Raw genomic sequence first — 20464 nt, 5'->3', positions numbered from 1 at the left:
TATCTATAGCTTTTGCAACATGTAATGAATATCTGTTCTGTATGCTTTTATAGCAGGAATGAGTGCTGCGAATATTCCTATTATAAGAGCATAAACCAACATTAAAATCTCTTCCTTTAAAATTGGAGGGAATGAATTTATGGAAATCCAGTCAGAATTAGCAGCAACAATTATGCCTGTTATTCTGGTAATGATAATATTGAAAGTCCATCCGCAAGTTGCAAGTACGATACCCTCGGTTATCAAAAGCATAAATGCTTTTGATTTAGTTGCCCCAAGAGTTCTTAACAGAGCCAGTTCATGAATCTCGCGACTTAAACTACTCCATAGCAGAATTAAAATATTGATACCTGAAAACAGCGTAATAATCCATGCCAGACCTCTAATCAAATTCATGCCATACCCCAAAAGCCCCATTAGCCGATTTAGTTCTATAGCCGGAGAAGCTGCCTGCATTGACGTATTATCATTAATCATTCGTGGCAGCATTACGGCAGCCATGGGTGTGTTGTAAAAAACAAGTAATGACGTTATTTCTTGTCCGGTGTTGGTTGAGATACTGAGTTCTCCCCTGTGGCGGTTATAAAGATTGAGCTCATGAGCCGATAGTTCTTCTTGCCTGTCAACTTTTCCCAGAATGATTTCAATTTCACTCTTTTGTTCGTTATGCCGGTGGTCATGATGGTGGTCACAATCATGATGTTCACAATCATGGTGGTCATGATGATGTTCGCAATGATGATTTTCACAATCGTCGTGGGTTTCGTCGTGAACTTCCCATACGCTTTCAACAGGGGTCAGTATTAATCGGTCGATGACGGTTCCTGTTGGTTTGAGAATTCCTTTTACGGTATATGGATGGTCATCGTGACTATGCCCGTGTTCAATAAAGCCATGAACGCCGGTAAATTCATCTCCGGTTTTTAGTCCTGCTTTCTCTGCAACAACGGAGCCTAACACAACTTCCATTGAGTGTTTATACCATTGTCCGGATTGCAACTCTGCGCTGTAAAGTAGGGCATAGTCCAAAGTTGTGCCAACGATTCTGTAACCCATAAAATTATCGCCCAACGCTATTGGTATGGTTGATTTTACCATAGGGTTATTGGTTATTTTTTCAGCTTCGTGCAACGGGATGTTTCCCGTTGGATTGTCGGCATGCAGCACCGATGATAGAATCAGTTGCATAGGGCTTCCTTTTGCTCCCACAACTAAATCTATTCCGGCCAAATTGTTTTGAAATTGCTGTTGAACTTGCCTTTCAAAGTGAATCAGAACAGAAACAACCGACATTCCTAATGCAAAAAGAGCAATGCTTAATGACGATTGAAGCGGTTTTGATGTGAGTTGCGCCAATGCAAGTTTAATGAGATTCATTTTTTATGGTTTAATTCAACGATGTGGTTAAATGCTTGCTCTAACCTTGAGTCGTGTGTGGCAATTACAAGAGTGACGCGGAATTTTTCACAGACTTCTTTCAGAAGTTCTGTGAATTTAACGCAATTGACATCATCAAGGCTTGAGGTTGGCTCATCTGCAAGAATGACTTTAGGTCGGTTAACCAGTGCACGAGCAATTGAGAAGCGTTGTTGTTCTCCCTGACTCAAGTGATGTGGTATTTTTCCTGAAAGGTTGCTGATATCAAGCTCACGAAGAATCTCTTCAAGTATTTCCTTGTCAGTATTATTGCCGGCAATGCGTTGAGCCAGAAGCATGTTCTCCAACATGCTGAGCGATTTTATAAACAAATTTCTTTGGAATATGATTCCAATGTTTTTGGCTCTGAACCTATCCTTTTGCTGATTAGAAAGCTGCTCCAGATGGATATCATTGATGATGATTGAACCTGATTCGGGTGTCAATACACCCGATAACAAGTGCAGGAGGGTTGTTTTTCCTGAGCCGGAAACTCCTTTTATCAGGGTCTGCTGTCCGGCCAACAGTGAAATGTCTTTAAATGACAGCGTATTCTCTTTCGGATACTTGAATTTTAGTTCGTTGGTATATATCATGATTTGCGTCTAATCAAAAATAGGAAATAAATACTAAACAGGCCACTCGTCTAAAAATTCATGAGCTTTCGATTGCATGCCCTGAATTTCTTTTTCTGTACATAAGCAATTTTCCAGCTCTTTTCGTATCTCTTGTTCATTCATGTTTTGGCCAATGAATACCAATTCGTTCAGCCGGTCGCCAAAAACGTTGTCCCATTTTTGCAATATAAGTTCTTCGTTTTGTTGAAACACAGGATTTTGATTTCGTTCTTTTAAATCAAGAGAAGCCCACCAAACTCCTGCTTTATCGGCTCTTAACGAGCCTCCGGCCTGACTCCAGTTCAGTGCGTCAGACGGTCGGGATGCAATCCAAAAGAGTCCTTTACTTCGAAGAATGGAAGCATCCCAATCTTGATTTACATATTTCCAGAAACGAGCGGGGTGAAAAGGCCTTCTGTCCCGAAATACAAAAGAGGATATTCCATACTCTTCCGTCTCAGGGGTGTGCTCACCTTCCAGTTCTTTTATCCATCCTGCTGCCAGCGATGCTTTGGTAAAATCGAAGAGACCAGTATTAACAATTTTGTTAATATCTATTTGTCCTTCTATTGATGTCAGAATACGAGCCTCAGGGTTGAATTTTTTGATAATGGCTTTTAGTTCTTCAATTTTTGCAGATGAAACCAAGTCAGCCTTGTTGATAATTACCACATTGGCAAACTCTATTTGATCCGTTAGCAAATTTACGATGGAGCGGTCGTCATAAGGCTCGTCGTCATTGGTTTGTAAGTCTCCAATGGTGGCAATACTTCCAAAATCTCTTTCGAAATTGGCCGCATCAACTACCGTAACCATGGTGTCTAGTTTAGCCCATCGTGAAAGGTCAATATCAAGGTCTTCAAAAGCGTAGGTGAATGTTTGTGCTACGGGGATGGGTTCTGAAATACCGCTGCTTTCGATCAGCAAATAGTCAAACCGGTTTTGACGCGCCAGAGCTTCAACCTCTTTCACCAGGTCTTCTCTCAGTGTACAGCAAATGCAGCCGTTGCTCATCTCAACCAGTTTTTCTTCGGTTCTGGATAACCCTCCCTGGTTTTCAATAAACGCAGCGTCCACGTTTATTTCGCTCATGTCGTTTACTATCACGGCAGCCTTCAGTCCATTTCTATTGTGTAAAATGTGATTTAACAAAGTGGTTTTCCCTGCACCCAAAAACCCACTCAACACTGTAACCGGTAACTTGTTAATATCCATGGCAAAAATTACTATTTAGTTAATAAATTCAAATAACGATTTTTCTATCTCTTCCCTGTTTAAATCAGTTCCTATAAAAACCAATTGATTTATGCGAGGTTCTGTTTTATTCCACTCCGATCCGTTTAGAACCTGAAAATGCCCTGATACCGATTGTAGAATTATTTTATGTTTCATGTCGGGAACATTAAGCACACCTTTTATCCTGAGCAGATTTTCTGCATTGGTATATATAAAATCTTCGAGCCAGAAAGAAAACTTTTCCACGTTCAGCTTGCCCTCAATAGAGAACCCAAATGTATTGATGCCGTGACTATTATTTGCTGATACGGCAGGTTTGAATGATGAAAAGTCAGAGATTTTTTTCTCAATTTTTCCGGGCTTATATGAAAAGCTGTCAATCATTTTTATTTCGCCCGTTTCGGCGTATTGCGTTTTATGGAGTTCTGCAAATGGATTGATGGCATGGATTTGATTGGTGAGGTCAGTCAGCACTTGTTCTTCAACGCAATCGGTTTTATTGATAAGAATGATGTCGCTTTGTGCTATTTGACGACGTATTTCGGTGAATTTTTCAAATTGAGATGAGAACAAGCCTGCATCAACCAATCCGATAACAGCATCCAATCTGAAATATTGTTGAGCGCGGTTGCCCATAAAAAGTTGTATAATTTCAGATGGGTCGGCCATACCTGTGGCCTCAATTATGATGTTGTCGTACCATGTGTTAGATAATATAAGACTGTTTAGCAGAGATCCCAATTCAGAGTTGAGTGAACAGCAGATGCATCCGTTGGTCAATTCAATCAGAACATTCTCTTTTTTATCAATTAAGCCGCCGTCAATGTTGATGTTTCCGGCTTCATTTTCAATAATTAGGAACTTTTTTTTCTGATTTTTTTTAAGCAGCTTATTTAGGAATGTTGTTTTCCCCGCTCCCAAAAATCCGGTGACAATGGTCACCGGAATTGGTTTCTTGTTCTCATTCATCATGGCAGTTACAATTGTTGCAGGTTCCTTTTATTATGAGTTCTGTTTCAGAAATGTGGTATCCCTCAGGCAATCTGACTTCTGGTGTTAATACAGAGCTCATGCACTTAACTTTTTTGCATTTGCTGCAATAAAAATGGGCATGTTTTCTCTTTTCCTTGATAATGGAACCAAGTGCGTATTTAATGGTTTGGTTATCAATTACTATTTTGTGAATGATGCCGGAATCCTCAAGGGTTTTAAACGAGCGAAAATAGGTTGTACGGTCATAAGTGCCTTCAAGATGGTTGCGTATCTCCTGTTCCGATAAAGCAGATTCGCTCAATGCGATGGCATTGATTATCCCTTCGCGGCAGCTGGTACGTTTTAAATTATGGGTCGATAAAATGTCAGCAGGTTTCATGAGTGCAATAATGTTTTAAATGCAATAGTGTTGCAAATATACATTGTTGCTTTCATGTATGCAACATTGTTGCATTTTATTTTTGAGCTTAACGATTTAAGTCAATCATCTCATTGTTCGGAGAGGGTGATGTTAAAGGGATATCGTAAATTCTGGTTTATCGAGAGTTTTAGACATCATAATCTTATCTATTTGTCAGTTTTGACCAGAGAGATTATGTAAACAACTTACGTTTTCCCCCTCCCTGAATTGCTGCACTGTATACCTGAATCCTTCTGTTGCATTTTTTAACTCCTTTATTACAAAATGATTATGAATGCCCGGGATGTAGGTTGTGCGGAATTCCGTTTCAATTTGAGATGATTTAATCATCTCAAAAGAGTGTTTGACTGACTCCAGGAGTTTATCGCAGTTTTCTACACCAATTACTTTGCCGTAAGCAGACGGTGTAAAAAGATTCTTGATGTCCATGGCTACATAATCAACCAATTGGTTATCGAGAATTGTTTTAAGCATTTTGGGGTTACTGCCGTTGGTATCAAGTTTAATCAGTAAACCGGTGTTTTTTAATCGATTTAAAAAATCGGGTAAATCAACGTGAATGGTTGGTTCGCCGCCTGTAACCACAATGGCATCAAGCCAGCCGGCTCTTTTACTGATGGTGTGCAATATTTCATCCTCATCCAGCATTGGGTTAAAGCACTTAGGCAGAACCAATTCAGGATTGTGGCAATACCCGCAGCGAAAATTGCAGCCCTGAGTAAATATCACGGCTGCAATTTTTCCGGGGTAATCAATCAGGCTTTGGGGAAGAAATCCTCCAATTCTCATGCTTCATTTGTTGCATGAAAAAGCTTACGCTCTTTAAATTCTTCCTGTTTCCCATCATTCCATTGGTTTACCGGTCTGATGTATCCAACAATACGTGAATAGACTTCACATGTGGACGATTCTCCCGCTTCAGCACATTTGGGGCATTGATGGTGTTCGCCAAAAATGTACCCGTGCGATGGGCAAATACTGAAAGTGGGAGAGATGGTCATGTAAGGCAACCTGAAATTATGGGTCACTTTTTTTATGATGGTTTTTACCGACTCATTGGATAACAGACTTTCACCTATGAATGTATGGAACACCGTTCCTCCCGTGTATTTTACCTGGAACTTATCTTGAATGGAGAGTGCTTCGAACATATCGTTGGTATAACCAACGGGCAGCTGTGTTGAGTTGGTGTAGTATGGTTTGGCACCATTGCTCAACTCTTTATTATTGGCAACCATAATTTCCGGGTAAAGCTGTTTGTCCATTTTTGCCAAACGGTAAGAGGTTCCCTCCGCCGGCGTGGCCTCCAGGTTGTAGATGTTACCGGTCTCTTCCTGAAACAGTTCCAGTTTTAACCGCATGATGTCCATTACACGCAAAGCAAATTCGGAACCTGATTGAGATGTTAGGTCATTTCCAAGGAAATTCAGGCAACATTCATTCATCCCAACAATGCCAATGGTTGAGAAATGGTTTGTCCAAAACTTTCCGGTTCTGGATTTTACATGGCGCAGATAGAATTTTGAATAGGGGTAGAGTCCATTGTCGGTTAAATTCTCAATGACCTTACGTTTTATTTCAAGACTCTCTTTGGCCAGTTCCATGAGTTTATCCAGTCGCTGGAAGAACTCTTCCTCACTTTTACTTTCGTAACCTATGCGGGGAAGGTTGATGGTAACCACACCCACGCTTCCGGTTAGCGGGTTTGCACCAAACAGGCCTCCCCCTTTTTTTTGCAGTTCTCTTTTGTCGAGCCGCAAACGGCAACACATGCTGCGTACATCATCGGGACTCATATCCGAGTTTACAAAGTTGGAGAAATACGGAATTCCATATTTCGCTGTAATTTCCCATATTTTTTCATAAGCGGGGTTGTCCCACTCAAAATCGGGCGTGATGTTATAGGTTGGAATTGGAAATGAAAATACACGGCCATTGGCATCGCCTTCAGCCATAACTGAGGCAAAAGCCCGGTTAAAAACATCCAGTTCTTTTTGAAAACCTCCGTAAACCTCATTCTGAGGTTTACCCCCGATGATGACCGGCTGGTTTTTTAGAAAATCAGGGATTTTCAAATCCATGGTGATATTGGTAAATGGGGTTTGAAAACCTACCCGGGTTGGAACATTGATGTTAAACATAAACTCCTGAAGTGCTTGTTTCACCTGTTGGAAGGAAAGGTTATCATAACGGATAAAAGGAGCCAGGTAAGTGTCAAAGTTTGAAAAGGCTTGTGCTCCGGCTGCTTCACCCTGCATGGTGTAAAAAAAGTTGACGATTTGCCCAAGCGCAGTACGAAAGTGCTTTGCAGGTTTGCTTTCAACCTTGCCGGTTACCCCGGTAAACCCCGACAGAAGGAGGTCTTCCAAATCCCATCCTACGCAATATACACTCAAAAATCCCAAATCATGTATATGGATTTTTCCTGACAGAAAGGCTTCTTTAACTGCTTCTGGATAAATGCGCTCCATCCAGTATTGAGAGCTGAGCGCCGTAGCCAGGTGTTGGTTTAGCCCTTGAAGCGAATACGATGAATTAGCGCTTTCCCTGATGCGCCAGTCGTTTAGGTTGAGATAATCGTCAACCAGGTTGGTGTTGGAGAGCAATTCTTTTGAATTGCGCAGACTTTCATGTTGTTTTCGATAGAGAATGTATGCTTTTGCAACATCAAACAGTTTGTTGTTGAAAAGTACCATCTCCACTTCATCCTGCACCTGTTCCACTGTAATGGCCTGTGCGGGGTTTTCAAAAACAGCCAGAGCTTTTAAAACATCCAGCATGAGGTCTTCAGCCAGTTGTCGGTTGGGTTTTCCGCAGGCTCGTAAAGTACGGAAGATTGCGTAGGTAATTTTTTCTGCATCAAAACCGGTGATGCGTCCGTCTCGTTTGCGGAGTTTTATCTCCTGCAAAGCACCATTTAATTCCATAACTTTTGTTTTTAGTTTCGGTAGTTTGAATGGTGCGCAGCAGAAGCACAGCTTGTTAGTTACACATATACAACGTGCCTGCCCATTATTCCAGACTTCCCGAAACGGGTTAATAAATTGGAAAAATGGTAGCTAATGAATAAATGTAGAAAAATAAAGTCAGACAGATGCTTTATCCTTCGCCTTTCACCCGAAAGCTACAAATACATATCACCGGCAGGTCTTCTGGCTTGTCCCTGTTTTTGGAAACCTTCCCGGTTTCAGTAAGCAGTAAACTGTGAACAGTGGTAACTGAACACTGATAACTGAATACTGATTTACCAGTGGTAATAAGAACTCCAAAACAGTACTCCGGACTTTACAGCTACGGGGATAGCTCCTGATTTTCACAGGATTCCCTTTTAATCTGATGATAGCTTAAAGTTATCAGAACCGGTAATTTTCTTATTCAAAATAACGAAATATTAACTTTGGGAGAAAGAAAAGCCAACTTTACTTATTAACACGTGGTGTTAATAAGTGATGGAGGTCGGAATGGTTGTTTGATTTTAATTATTTATTTTTTCGTAATGTGATAATTAGTAAGATATCTCTCGCTCTAAAGCTAAAAAATGGACACAGTTTTTCCCTTTAAGGGGAAAAACATTTATTTCACATTTATAAGTGGTTTTATCTTTCCTGTAGTTAATAAGCTCCTCTTTGAATGGGATTTGTTGGCTCACTTGGTTCTTGATTTTTATTTTTGCTTTTTCGGATGTCAATTCACCTTGTAAAAAGGTCGGCGTTTGTTTAATTGCTTCTGATTTGGCATATCCCGTCATTTCTGAAAACCCGTCATTTACCCAAAGAATTTTCTTGTCGCTTTGGGTGATAACCAAAGCATCGTAAGGATTTCTGCTTAGTATGTCATGTAAATCCAACTCCCATCTGAATTCTTTGGCAAGTACCCTCAATGCTCCAATATCCTTTTCCATCTTTAACTTTTTTATTCTGAGAAGGTGAGAGGGATAAAAAAACTCCCAACACATCAATGGCGGGATGTTGCGTGGATTTACAATTGGTTCGTTGATTTTTTTATGTTCTTTTTGACCAAAGCCTGAAAGGTAAATGTCCAGACACATCATATCAAGTAAATTATTGCTCATAAGTGTGTTTTTAAGAACAGCATCAATACCTGTAATTGGTGTTGATTTATTAATGCTAATACACCAAAACGCAGATTGATTTTTGTTTTCTCCATCGTTGCTGTTTTTTGAGTTAAAAATAATAACCGATTTTGCAGCTAACGATGGTAATAAGGAGAGAAAGTGCCTGATAAACATCATTTGACCAGCTAACCCGTTCACCGCAGGCTGCAAAATCTATGTATCAAAGGCAGGTCTTCTGACTTATCCCGGCTTCTGAATCCTTCCCGTTCCAATTTGCTGGAACAGTGGTTTAATTTCAGAAGCCACATGGTTGCTCAGGCAACCAGAGACTTACAGCAGCGGGAACTGTTGCCGATTTTCACGGCATTCCCTTTTAATTCCTATTCAGCAAATTGCCAAAATCGGAAACCAATGATGGAACAAATATACAATTTTTCTGTCAGTAAAGATAAAAGACCGAAAAGTAAGAATTAATTATATCAAATCAGGAGTGCTAAAGTAGCACATCTTGAGATTTTTGTATTTCATACTTTCTTGCCAATCAGGTAATTTGTGGTAACCTTTCTTAAAGATACAAACAAAGGTAAGGAGTGTCGTGAGTCACGCTGACTTGAAAGGATGTATCTTTTTCAACTCTGAATGAGTCAAACTTTTTGTAAGTAGTCCATTCGGTCTCTCCAGACAGTTTAATTTTCATCTCTCCCGCAATAATAGTCATGATTTCCACCGAAGAGGTTCCAAATTCATATTCCCCTGCTGCCATAACGCCAACGGTGGCTTTGCCATCGGCGCTGTTGTGTGAAATGGAGGCTACTTTGCCATCGAAATACTCGTTTACTTTATACATGATGTTGAATTTTTGTTGATTATACTTTTATGTTTTTGTGCCTAAGAATATTGTTGAATTATTTCACTGACTCCGATTTTATATTTCTCTATGTTGCCTGCTTTTTTTATGATTTTGTAAACCTTATGCGGATTTGAAAACATGAGCGAGAAATATTCCCAATAGGTTTTCATTTTTACTAAGATATGCGATGAACCTGAGAGGGATTCTTCATATTCCCGAAATAGTTCATCATGAAACCTGCCAAAGACCTCGCTCCAGTTTTCGGGCTTGTGGGATTCGCTGTTTCGAATCATGGCCGGTAAAAACGGGTTGGCAATGATTCCTCGTCCTATTGCCCATTCTCTGATGTTTGGGAACTCTCCCTGGAGCTTTGAAAAGGTTTCGGGCGAATCAATATCTCCGTTAAAACAGATGTTGTGATTGGTGTTTTCGGTGCATCGCCGAAAAGTGTCTAAATCGACACTCCCTTTGTAGAGTTGCTTTCCAATGCGGGGATGGATGATGAGGTTTTTGGTTTGGTATTTGTTCAGCACAGGCAGTAAATCCAGAATCTCTCTGTTGTTTTCATATCCCAAACGAAGTTTTATTGAAATATTGATGTCGGATTCAGATGAAATCCTTTTAAGGATTTCATCAACTCTATCTTTCTCTTTTATCAATCCTGACCCCAAAGCACGTTTGGCAACCATGGGGTAGGGGCAACCAAGATTCCAGTTTAGCTCCTTGTAACCCATTTCCTGCACATATTTGGCAGTAAAAAGAAATTCTTCTGCGCTATTGGTCATGATTTGCGGAATCAGTTCGGGAACAATGTTGTACTCCGGCAATAAATCACGATGATAGGATGATTTAACTTGTAAACCTTCCTGAAATCTGATGTACGGTGCATAATAAGCATCAATCCCTCCAAAAAACCTATGGAAATTGTTTCGGAAGCGAAAATCGGTGAACCCTTGTAATGGTGTTGAGTGTATTTTAATTTTCATTTTGTTAATCGGCCACCTTTTAATATCTTAGCGAAGAATTCTTAAATCCCCTAACTATTCTGCAATGTTAAGGACTTTTTTTTCTTTCTTCCTTATCTTTTTCTTTTTTTGTTTAGATTTTTCGGGGAAGAGCTCTTAAAATCAATCATGTCAGTTGGTAGCATTGAAATACATTTGAAAAAAGCCGGAAGTAATATCAATCTGTATGATGATTATTGAAATAATAAGCTGTTGGATGCTGTTATTAATGACGATTATTTAATTGTAAAAAACTTTAACCGAACACAGAATGATTAAACAATCTATCCTACTGTTTTTCGTGCTAATTTCTTTAGCTTCTTACTCTATTGAGAATCAATCCGAAGAACATCTTTCTGAGATGACATTGGAAGAGAGGAATGCACTTTATAGAGAGCTTGTTAGTCCCGGATATGTAGCCGGGAGTGATTATTATTACTCAATTATTTTCGAGCTTTATCAAGCCGGTTTGTCCCACGAAGCAATTCTTGAAGCATTGAATAGGGGAAATTACGCTGTTTTCTATTTTTTGTTGCAAAATGGCTATGAGCCACCTTTAACCTATGTCAGCGAAGATGGAACCATTGAAAAACTCATAAATCACCCTGCTTTGGATTATTTTGATTACAGTACATTAATAATCTATAAGTTAATGAATATCGGGCACGAGCCTGATTTAAGAACCATTAAAAACCAAAGGAATGAAATTCTTCCTAAATTTTACATTCTCTTCTCTTCGGAAGATAAAGATTGGATAAATGACCCGGAGCTATTGCAATGGCTCCGACACTATTCAGATGGAGAGATTACATCATTTCCAATCCCATTAGTGAGGCAGTATGAAAAGGATATTAATAATTTGATTACTCAAATTATTAATGGTAATAAGCATGCAATGGTTGAACCATTGAGCCGGGTTTTGGATTTTTTGGAAATAGTTAAAAATGACAGAGATTTATCAATCAGTAATCAATATGCTTTTAGCAGCAACATATATTTTTCCGGTGAATTAAAGAGTTTAGTGAGTCTGGCTGTTTATCTCGACCGGGTGGAATTTGTTGAGCTTTTGCTTCAGAGTCAACCGGAGTTGTTTACAGAGGGTTTTTTTTATGTGGTTTCCAACCACGGAGGAATGAATGTTATAGACTATTTGGTGGGTAGCTTTATTGGGAATGAAATGGTATCACAAAAAAGCGACGATTTATATATTTTCAATCCTGCTATTTTGCAGAGCTTGGTTGAGCATGGTTTAATTGATACAGTTGAAGGTGTTGATTTTGAATTTAGTCTGTATGCCCTCTATTCTTTTAATATTGAGCCTGTCGATTTCTTAAGATTTTATATTCCACTTATCAAAAAGACGATACCACGAAGTGGAGTAAATGAAAAAGAACTGTTCTTTGATATAGCACTGGCAATTATTAACAGTGAAACCAGAAGATTGCGTCGTTTTATTAATCAAGGTTATGATCTCTTCAATTCCGGGGTGATTGGAGTTTCATTTTTTGACCTAATTCTTGCTTTTGGAAATGATGCCATGATTGATTTGGCCATTGCAAGCATTAATAAGTCTGATGGTTTTTCAATTAGCGAGAATCAGTCATTTGCCTTGGCAATGAATCCCAATAACATCTCATTAGATGGTTATTGGGACGAATTGAATCTTTCAGATAGAATCTCTGATCTTATGGTAGTAGCCTTTTGGAATGCAGATTTGGAATTGCTAAATCTGCTTTTGGCAAAAGGTTTTGATTTGAATGATGTGAGCGAAGCCCCTTTCCCGGTTTCCATCCTTCTTAAAGCAGAAAACGATGATTTCATAAGTTTTTTAATAAACAACAGAGATGATTTAGGTGCAAATCTCATGCTCTATCCTCCTGTTTTTGATGGATTGATGTATCGATATACTCCTTTTAGTATTAGTAACAGGTCTTTAAAGGCTTTTTATGCAGCAGAGTCCTTGCCAGGATGGATTTTTGCCTTTGGATCCGATGATTTGGTGGCGGAGATGTATGGTTTACTTGCGGATGAGGTTGATGAGGAAATGCTTGTGAATTTACTTTTTTTAGCAATAAAGTTTGATAATTTGTTTTTAGTTGAACTAATCATTGCGGAAGATGTGATGAAAGAAGAGTCAAATCCCGATTTAAAAGATGTGCTTTATTTTCTTTTTGAGGCAGGCAGTCAAGAGGCCTTGGAAATCGTTCTTGCCGGCAGTTTTCTTGGGAAAATGGAAAATAGTGAGGTCATTCGCTATTTTGAAGAGAACGAGGATTTCGATTTTTCTCCATTGTCGTTGCGGTATCTTCACAGCCAATATGATATTTTTAAATATCATATTGAGTTACTGGAATATGAAAGGTTGTTAAGGATGGGGCATACTGATCATCGTCTAAAATCGTTTTATCATCTCAAAAATAAGTATAACGCTCCTCTTTTTGAACTGGCAGTAAAGAGTAAAAATGAGGATTTTGCCCGTTATATTTTTGATAATCATCTGCAACTTGTTAGAACCGACGTCACCTTCGCCATCTCTATTTTTGGGGAGTGGATAATTCCTTTGAGTTGGTCATGGTTGATGGACTATTTGTTTGATCAAAACCCGGAATTTTTCGGGTTTAGAAATCGTGATGGAGAAACTCTTCTTCATAATGCTGTAGAACAAAGAGATTCAGAGGCAATCACTTACCTTCTGGAGAAAGGATTTGATCCAAATATTCCTGATAATAGAGGACAGACAGCATACGAGCTATTTCTTTTGAGGAAACCTTTTATTCAAGACGCAGATCAAATTGCTTCGCTTTTTCAAAGCAAAGCTGCCAAACCTTTATCCCCGTTAGATTTTCAAGCTGAATTACTTGCAAATTCCATTAAATCCGGCAATATTCATGAAATTAAAGAGCAATTACAGAATGGGGTAGATCCAAACGGTATAATTATCTCATCATACAGAAGACAAGAATTTTCAGAGTCATACATCAATTACGCTGCACGTTATGGGTATGATGTGGTTTGTGCATATCTTCTGTTGCATGGTGCAGATGTTAATTGCACAACGCAACCCATAGGGTTGTCGCCATTGGCGGCAGCCATAATTGAAAGAAATTATGAAACAGCGCGAATTTTAATCCATTTTGGTGCCGATTTGGATTTTATAATACCCTCGGAGGCTATGGATGCTTTTCAGGTTTTCAATTCAAACACAAGTTTAAATACTTATATCTCCCAAAGAGGATTGGAAAGTAGTTTGTTTTTTGAGAACCAGGAAATAAGACATTATACCGAAGAACTTGAGCAGGCAATGAAAAGTGACACTCCGAAAGCTCTTGTGCAGCTTTTGGAAAAAGACCATTCGGTGCTTAGCAGGTTTAGTTTTGATGTACATGAAAACAGTAACTATATGAAGAGGGTTTTTCGGGAAAAACCCCTTGAATTCATAGAGGAATTGTTTAATAGAGCTCATGAGTTACCAAACCCTGGGACTTTGGTTTATATTGCTGCACTTGTTGATAGGGAGGGGTTGGTGGAACTGCTTATTAATCATAAAGCAACTAAAGAAAGAGATTATGAGCAGCGGGTTCCCTACTATCGTCACAATATTTACGAGTACAATATTGTAAAAATAATAGAACAATTTTCCGGCAATAATTCAATAGCCGAAAAGGAAAGATTCGATTTTGTTAAGGAGTATAAGCCCCTTCCCTCTGAAATGCGAAAGGCTCTTAAATATGCTATTTCAAAACATTCTCAACAGGGTAATGAATTGGAGTTGATGTGGAACTATTCAAGGGCTCTTCAATATCGAACCCCGGAAATATTCTTATTGCTCATGAATTATGATGTTACGGCCTGTAAAGAAATAAAGGAGCTCTTCTTCAGCATCTATAATGGTGACATTAATCGGGTAAAAGAGTTGATTGACAGTAGTGAGTTTGACTCTGATACCCAATGGCATGAATGCAGCCTTTTGAATTGGGCAGCTTTCAACAATAGAGGAGAAATTGCACAATGGCTTTTAAGCGAGGGTGCTTCTTTCAAGAGTCGCTATTACAGACATCGGCTTGATTTTGTTGAACCATCATGGGAAGTTTGGAAAGTCCCGGTAACGTGGGCTGTTTTGCACCAAAACAAGGAGTTGGTTTCTGCACTCATTGATGCCGGGGAAGATTTTGAGAACCTCTATCTGGATGATAATATTCATGGATATTATTCTGTGTTCGATATGGCCATGAACAATCAGCGTACAGAGATTTTGCATTATTTGATAGAATCCGGGACTATTGCCGTTGATTATGGAAGCAACAACTACAACCTTCTGAATAAAGCCATCTTTTTTGATGATGTGGAACTGTCACTGATTTTGTTGAATCAACTCTCCAAGGCAGAGTGGCGCGAAGAACAGTTAAATTACCGTGGACCCTACTTTGCATCTGGTTTTGAAAGAGCCATTCAATATGCTGTTTCCTGTGAAGCTATGGACGTGTTAAATGCTTTTCGTAATTTGGATGGGTTCGATGATTACTACTACAATTGGAGGTTGCTTAATACGGCTATTCTCAAAAAGAACTTGTCGGTAACCATTGACTTGCTCAATTCAGGAGTAAAACCAGCCTCTGATTTTTTGCAAAATCAGAGCTTGGCATTCGCACTGTTTTCCTTCGCCACCAATGAAGTTTATGACTTGCTTCAAATGGCCGGGTGGAGTCGTTTTGATTTGCTTGCTTCTACAAATCGCCCCCAAAACATAGTGAGAGCGGTAGTGCTTGGTAACAATCCCGAAAATTTTATAGAGGTATTTCTAAACCCTGAATTTGAGCATTCAATAAACATGAACTCTGTTTTGAAAAAAACAATTGAATTTGACCATGAAGTTATGTTTAGACAATTGTTGGCTGCTGGTGTCAGTTGGTTTGAAGGTACAAATGCCGCCAACTCGTTATTAAGGCATGTGAATGATTATGGCACATGGCAAAGGCTGTTTGATATTGTTATTGAGTTTGAAAATCAGACAATTCATAATCTATAATTTTAGGAAGATGTTATTTTTGATGAGATGGAAGATTTTGATATCAAGGCCATGGCCCTTGATATCTATTTCATTATTGAGTGTGTCAGGGCTTAGCCCTGACATCTTAATGTAAACAGATATTTGTGCTTTTTGTGTTCTCTGCGAGGAATTACGCTTCTAAGAAACAGCGTTCCATCTCTCCAATCTTGGAATCCCCCTGGTGAAGAGCCACGCTGAAAACCTGTTCATCCCCATTTCTCGCATTTTATTTTGACAAAACTCCTGCATTTCGGCAGCAGTTCCGTTAAAAGTATAGTCGCCATCCTCGTAGCAATAGCTGCAATATTTGTGGTTAATGGTTCCATCGGCATTTACCCCGCCTCCTTTGGGGTCTTGTTTCATTGGCATTCCGCAGCTTTGGCAGAATTTGTAAGTTTTCTTCATGGTTGGTTTAGTTTTGATTATTGAATTGGAATGTAGATTTCTGTTAATATCTCTTCTTCAGGAACACCACCAGGCGAATTAAGGTATTTTTCGAACGACATGGAGTCCCGTAATTCAAAGTTTGCAGACGGCAACCATTGCCGGTATATGGCATTGTATAAATCAGCCAGACCTGAATAACTACCTTTTAGCGTAAATACACAGTACTTTCCTTCTTTGAGATGGTATATTCCAAACTCTCCTTCCGGTTTGAACTTTTTTTTGAGTGATACACAAGCATAAAATCTGCATCTTTCGTGAGAGGTGATGTTTGGGTCGTCAAAACTGAGTCCGATGAAATCGTTTGTCCCGTCCAGGCAACCGTTTTGTGAAGCATATTTCAATAATTTTTCCCATGCTGCATTGTATGATTTTGCTCCATACTGGTCAATTATTCTGATGTAAAGCAACTGTTTATGGTTTTCATGCCTGATTTCAGAATGCAGCTCAACATCAGGATGTTTACCCGAATTAACATGCGAAGTGAAAAAGTTATGCATGTTACGAAAGGACGAAGGATTAACACCAAAGTGCTTTTTGAAGGCTTTTGATAAGGCATGTTGATTTTGATATCCGGTTAATTCTGCGATTTCTGTTAAGTTTTTTTTACTCACCTGTAGATATTGAGCTGCTTTTTCCAATCGAAGCCGAGAGATGAATCCTCCGGGTGTTTCTCCAATGTAAGCTTTAAAAATACGGTGAAAGTGGTAAGAGGAGATTCCTGCAACGGCTGACAGGGTTTCCAGGTCAATGGTCTGATTGAGATGCCGGTTGATGTAATCAACCGTTTTGTTAAGTCTTTGCTGGTAATGGTTGGTGGTTTCAGGTCTCATTTTTCCCATTCTGTATTGTTATCTTAAAACAAATTTATGGGAATAAATTAATTTGTTACTTATCCGTAATTGCTGTTTTTTGGTTAAGTAAAATATTTTTCGTTTTTTAATGTTTTTATTAACATTAACCTTTAATTCATTATTATGAGAAATTTAGTAATTGCTTTTGCTTTGGGAGTTTTGTTGTCATGCAGTTCTCCTTCTAATAACGACGAAATTAATATTTTGGCTAAGGGGTTAGACGATGGTGTCGTTTTGTACCTATACAGCCGAAACCTTCAGCAAAACATTGATTCGGGATATATTGTAAATGGCAAGCTGCAGTTTATAGTGGAGAATTCCTCTCCTGAGGTTTTTTTGTTACATAATGGCTTTCAAAATCAAAATGATTTTCTATATATTGATTTTTGGAAAGAGGGCAATTCTGTTGAAATTGTAATTGAAAATGAACGTTTTAGAGAGGCACTTGTCACGGGGTCTGAAATTCAGAATCAGAAGGCTCAACTAGATTCATATACAAATCCATATATGGCTAAGATAGATAGTTTATGGAACGTATTTGACTCACTTCCTTATGATGATGTTGAGCAACGAACAGCCATCTCTGAAACGATTCGAGATTTGCATAATAGAACTAATGAGATATCTTTAGAGTTTATTCGTTCAAATCCCTCATATCTGTATTCAGCATATATGCTAAATAGTTATATGGCTGGATACCCTAACGAGGTGATAGAAGAATTGTACGATTCATTTAGTTCTGATGTAAAAGATTCAGAGTTTGGCAGAAATATCGAGAGGTTTTTAACACTTAGCCATGATTTGGAAATTGGTGACCCGGCCATTGATTTTACTTTGCCCGATTTAGATGGAAATAGTTATAGCCTTAGTGATTTTAGAGGTAAATATGTGTTGTTGGGATTCTGGGGTTCGGGGTGTGGCGGTTGTGTAATGGAAATTCCAACTCTTGTTAAGAATTATGAAAAGTTTCAGGAAAAGGAATTTGAGATAGTTAATGTTTTTCTTGACAGAAATCGTGATAGCTGGAAAAGAACAGTTGAAAACTACAATATGACTTGGAGGACTCTTTCTGATTTGCAAGGTTTTGATGGAGACATCCCAATGACCTATAAAGTCCAATATGTTCCTAAGATGTATCTTCTGGATAAAGAAGGGGTGATTATTGCTGAAGACTTAAGGGGGGAGGAGTTAAGTACTCGTTTGGAAGAGATTTTTAATAGTGAATCAGACTTGGTTCACGCCGATTTGTAATCGGGGCGTTTTTTGTGTCGCCGTAGGTGACAAATGTTGATAGAAAATAGAAAAAGAACAACCATATTGAACCGCGGCACGCTTTAGGTGTACAATTTAAACCACATAAGTCATATAAGTTTTAACCACAATGGACTCAAAGTAAACCCAATGAGCGCAATGGGCTAATGGGGAGTTGCTTTTTTATGTGTTCACCTCCCAGCCCCATCGGGAAGGACATACTGTTGGATTCGTATAATGTGAGTGAGTTTCTAATTTTAAGGCGGTTTTGCCCTTATGGACGGGGTGGGGCTGATATAAAACTCACTGTTTTTGAGTCTTTCGGTTGTCACCTTATCCCCCTTCTATGTGTAGTTTTTTTTAACTAATTCTGAACTTTCATAATAAGCGGATTAAATGCCTTTGAGAAAACCATGATTTTGTCGCCTTCGGCCAAATCATGGATTTCGTTTTCAAAAGCGGTTACCTTTACTATTTGGTTCATGCCTGTAACTACGGTGAGCAGATAAAAGGTGTCCTGTTTTTGAATTTTTACAATGTTCCCGGTGATTTGTACTTTGCCGCTTATGCTGTTGTTCAGAAATATGTCGTCGGGTTTTCCGGTTCCGGTAATTTTGCCGTTTTCTATTTTAATAACCTTTTGAGCCAAACGAAAAACCTCTGTGAGGTCGTGACTCACCAAAAGGGTTGTGGCATTGGTAATGGAATGGGCTTTTAATATTTCATTTTGGAGCGATGTTCGGATGCTTGAATCCAGTGCCGACAATGGTTCATCCAGCAGCAGGAAGTCAGGTTTCCGGGCAAGGGCTCTTGCCAGTGCAACGCGCTGTTTTTGGCCTCCCGATAATTTGTCGGGCTTTCTGGCTGCAAATTCGGTTAAACCGAATTTTGCAAGAAGTTTATTCACCAAAGCTTCATCTCTGCGATTTTGTCCATAAGCCACATTGCCAAATATGGTCATGTTCGGAAAAAGCGCATAATCCTGAAAAACAAATCCAATGTTACGTTCCTGGGGCGATTTATTAATGCCTTTTTTTGAATCGAACCAGACAGAATTCCCCACTTTTATAAACCCTTTGTCGGGTTTGGTTAATCCGGCAATCATTCGCAGCAAAGTGGTTTTTCCGGCTCCCGATTCTCCAAATAGCACAACCAATTCACCCATTGGCACAACGGTGCTGATGTTTAATTGCATGCGGCCGGAGGCTGAAATCAGTTCTTTTTGCACATCAATGGTAATCACATCATTTTCCATGTTTTACTCCTCCGGTTAATGGTGTAAATTAAAGTCAGAATCACAAAAGAGATGAGAAACAGGGTGAGGGCATAACGATTGGCCATATCAAAATTCAATCCCTGTACTTCATCGTATATGGCAATGGAGGCCACACGTGTTTCGCCGGGAATATTGCCTCCCACCATCAGTATGATGCCAAATTCGCCAATGCAATGGGCAAATGTTAAAGCTATGGCAGTAATGAGTGATGGTTTAATGTTTGGGATGAGTACTCTGAAGAATGTTTCTGCTTTTGATTTTCCAAGAGTGTATGATGCTTCCCGCAAGTTTACGGGTATTCCCCGTAAACCGTTCGTAAGAGGTTGTACCATAAATGGGACACTAAAAACAACAGAAGCTATCAGTATCCCTTCGAACGAAAAAGCCAGGTGAACATCAAACACATCACTTAAAAAGCTGCCAAACCAATAGTTTGGGCTGTATGCTACCAAAATGTAATATCCAATGACCGATGGGGGCAACACCAGGGGCATGCTCACCAGCGCTTCAACAACTGGTTTAAATCTGAAACGCGAGAATGCCAGGAAATAACTGATGGGCATACCAATAACCAACAATATTACAGTGGTGTAAATTGCGAGTTTGGCAGTTAAAATCAGAGTTTCAGTGAATGGGGTGGACATGGTTTTATGGTTGAATGGTTTTTGGTTGTAAGGTAACAGGGTGACAAGGTGACAAGGTAACAGGGTTGATTGTTGATGGTTTGTTTTTGAGGTTACAGATTAAAAGGGTTAAAGAGTTTAAGGTTTATGGTTATGGGGTTTCTTCCGGTTCCGCGTTGCGGGACTTCGTTACTCTTCGCCTCCTGTGCCGTCCTGAAATAGGTTGACCGTTTTTGAACGATTTTTAAAACAATTCAAAAATTGAAACTTATGAAAAATAGACGGTCACAATTTAAGTTAAAGTCAAGACGTTATTTTAGTGAAGATTTCAAAAAACAAAAAGTCCATGAAATTGTC

15 protein-coding genes, 2 pseudogenes and 2 riboswitches are annotated in these 20464 nt (G+C 39.1%); of the genes and pseudogenes, 3 read left to right on the top strand and 14 right to left on the bottom strand.

The genetic code is table 11. The annotated features are described in order from the left end of the window. Positions 1-3: 3 nt before the first annotated feature. The 10 genes from EV194_RS14405 to EV194_RS14360 form a co-directional block, all read right to left on the bottom strand. On the bottom strand, positions 4-1377 hold the full coding sequence (locus EV194_RS14405) for an ABC transporter permease (RefSeq protein WP_132434807.1): 1374 nt from the start codon (positions 1375-1377) through the stop codon (positions 4-6). Further along, a complete protein-coding gene (locus EV194_RS14400; protein WP_132434805.1) occupies positions 1374-2012 on the bottom strand; it encodes an ABC transporter ATP-binding protein in 639 nt (212 codons plus the stop codon). Before EV194_RS14400 ends, EV194_RS14405 begins: the two co-directional genes overlap by 4 nt. A gap of 33 nt (positions 2013-2045) precedes the next feature. After that, on the bottom strand, positions 2046-3248 hold the full coding sequence (locus EV194_RS14395; RefSeq protein WP_132434803.1) for a GTP-binding protein: 1203 nt from the start codon (positions 3246-3248) through the stop codon (positions 2046-2048). Between the two features lie 15 nt (positions 3249-3263). After that, on the bottom strand, positions 3264-4241 hold the full coding sequence (locus EV194_RS14390; protein WP_132434801.1) for a CobW family GTP-binding protein: 978 nt from the start codon (positions 4239-4241) through the stop codon (positions 3264-3266). Continuing rightward, on the bottom strand, positions 4231-4641 hold the full coding sequence (locus tag EV194_RS14385; protein ID WP_132434799.1) for a Fur family transcriptional regulator: 411 nt from the start codon (positions 4639-4641) through the stop codon (positions 4231-4233). The genes EV194_RS14390 and EV194_RS14385 overlap by 11 nt, the downstream gene beginning before the upstream one ends. A gap of 195 nt (positions 4642-4836) precedes the next feature. After that, positions 4837-5472, bottom strand: a complete 636-nt coding sequence (locus EV194_RS14380; RefSeq protein ID WP_132434797.1) for an anaerobic ribonucleoside-triphosphate reductase activating protein — start codon at positions 5470-5472, stop codon at positions 4837-4839. Further along, positions 5469-7610, bottom strand: a complete 2142-nt coding sequence (locus EV194_RS14375) for a ribonucleoside triphosphate reductase (protein WP_132434795.1) — start codon at positions 7608-7610, stop codon at positions 5469-5471. Before EV194_RS14375 ends, EV194_RS14380 begins: the two co-directional genes overlap by 4 nt. 198 nt (positions 7611-7808) lie before the next feature. Further along, positions 7809-8062: riboswitch (cobalamin riboswitch) on the bottom strand. Between the two features lie 126 nt (positions 8063-8188). Further along, entirely contained in the window at positions 8189-8755 is a 567-nt protein-coding gene (locus EV194_RS14370) for a PAS domain-containing protein (RefSeq protein ID WP_165921902.1), read from the bottom strand. 211 nt (positions 8756-8966) lie between these two features. Next, a riboswitch (cobalamin riboswitch) is annotated at positions 8967-9186 on the bottom strand. Positions 9187-9323: 137 nt separating this feature from the next. Further along, entirely contained in the window at positions 9324-9605 is a 282-nt protein-coding gene (ppnP, locus tag EV194_RS14365) for a pyrimidine/purine nucleoside phosphorylase (RefSeq protein WP_132434791.1), read from the bottom strand. Between the two features lie 41 nt (positions 9606-9646). Continuing rightward, positions 9647-10594, bottom strand: coding sequence for a tRNA dihydrouridine synthase (locus tag EV194_RS14360; protein WP_132434789.1), 948 nt, complete (start codon positions 10592-10594; stop codon positions 9647-9649). Between the two features lie 289 nt (positions 10595-10883). Between EV194_RS14360 and EV194_RS14355 the strand changes: the two genes are divergently transcribed. Beyond that, on the top strand, positions 10884-15638 hold the full coding sequence (locus EV194_RS14355) for an ankyrin repeat domain-containing protein (protein WP_132434787.1): 4755 nt from the start codon (positions 10884-10886) through the stop codon (positions 15636-15638). Positions 15639-15797: 159 nt separating this feature from the next. Here the strand turns inward: EV194_RS14355 and EV194_RS14350 are convergent, their stop codons facing one another. Together EV194_RS14350 and EV194_RS14345 are read right to left on the bottom strand one after the other, a co-directional pair. Continuing rightward, complete coding sequence (locus EV194_RS14350) at positions 15798-16064, bottom strand: zinc ribbon domain-containing protein (protein ID WP_132434785.1); 267 nt, start codon at positions 16062-16064, stop codon at positions 15798-15800. Positions 16065-16081: 17 nt separating this feature from the next. Then, positions 16082-16945 (bottom strand): AraC family transcriptional regulator, encoded by an 864-nt coding sequence (locus EV194_RS14345; RefSeq protein ID WP_207916067.1) that lies wholly within the window; start codon positions 16943-16945, stop codon positions 16082-16084. Positions 16946-17080: 135 nt separating this feature from the next. Between EV194_RS14345 and EV194_RS17225 the strand changes: the two are divergent. Then, a pseudogene (locus EV194_RS17225) lies at positions 17081-17416 on the top strand (DUF4369 domain-containing protein); the annotation flags it as partial. Positions 17417-17776: 360 nt separating this feature from the next. Continuing rightward, a pseudogene (locus tag EV194_RS17220) lies at positions 17777-18208 on the top strand (peroxiredoxin family protein); the annotation flags it as partial. 364 nt (positions 18209-18572) lie between these two features. Here EV194_RS17220 and EV194_RS14335 read toward each other — a convergent pair. Next, positions 18573-19463 (bottom strand): sulfate/molybdate ABC transporter ATP-binding protein, encoded by an 891-nt coding sequence (locus EV194_RS14335; protein ID WP_132434781.1) that lies wholly within the window; start codon positions 19461-19463, stop codon positions 18573-18575. After that, the gene (gene modB / locus EV194_RS14330) at positions 19448-20128 is read right to left on the bottom strand and encodes a molybdate ABC transporter permease subunit (RefSeq protein ID WP_132434779.1); all 681 of its coding nucleotides are present in this window, start codon (positions 20126-20128) and stop codon (positions 19448-19450) included. Before modB ends, EV194_RS14335 begins: the two co-directional genes overlap by 16 nt. Positions 20129-20464: the final 336 nt, after the last annotated feature.

Origin of the sequence: Natronoflexus pectinivorans (assembly GCF_004345615.1) — a bacterium.
GTDB lineage: Bacteria > Bacteroidota > Bacteroidia > Bacteroidales > Marinilabiliaceae > Natronoflexus > Natronoflexus pectinivorans.
This window is presented reverse-complemented; position numbering and strand designations above follow the sequence as displayed.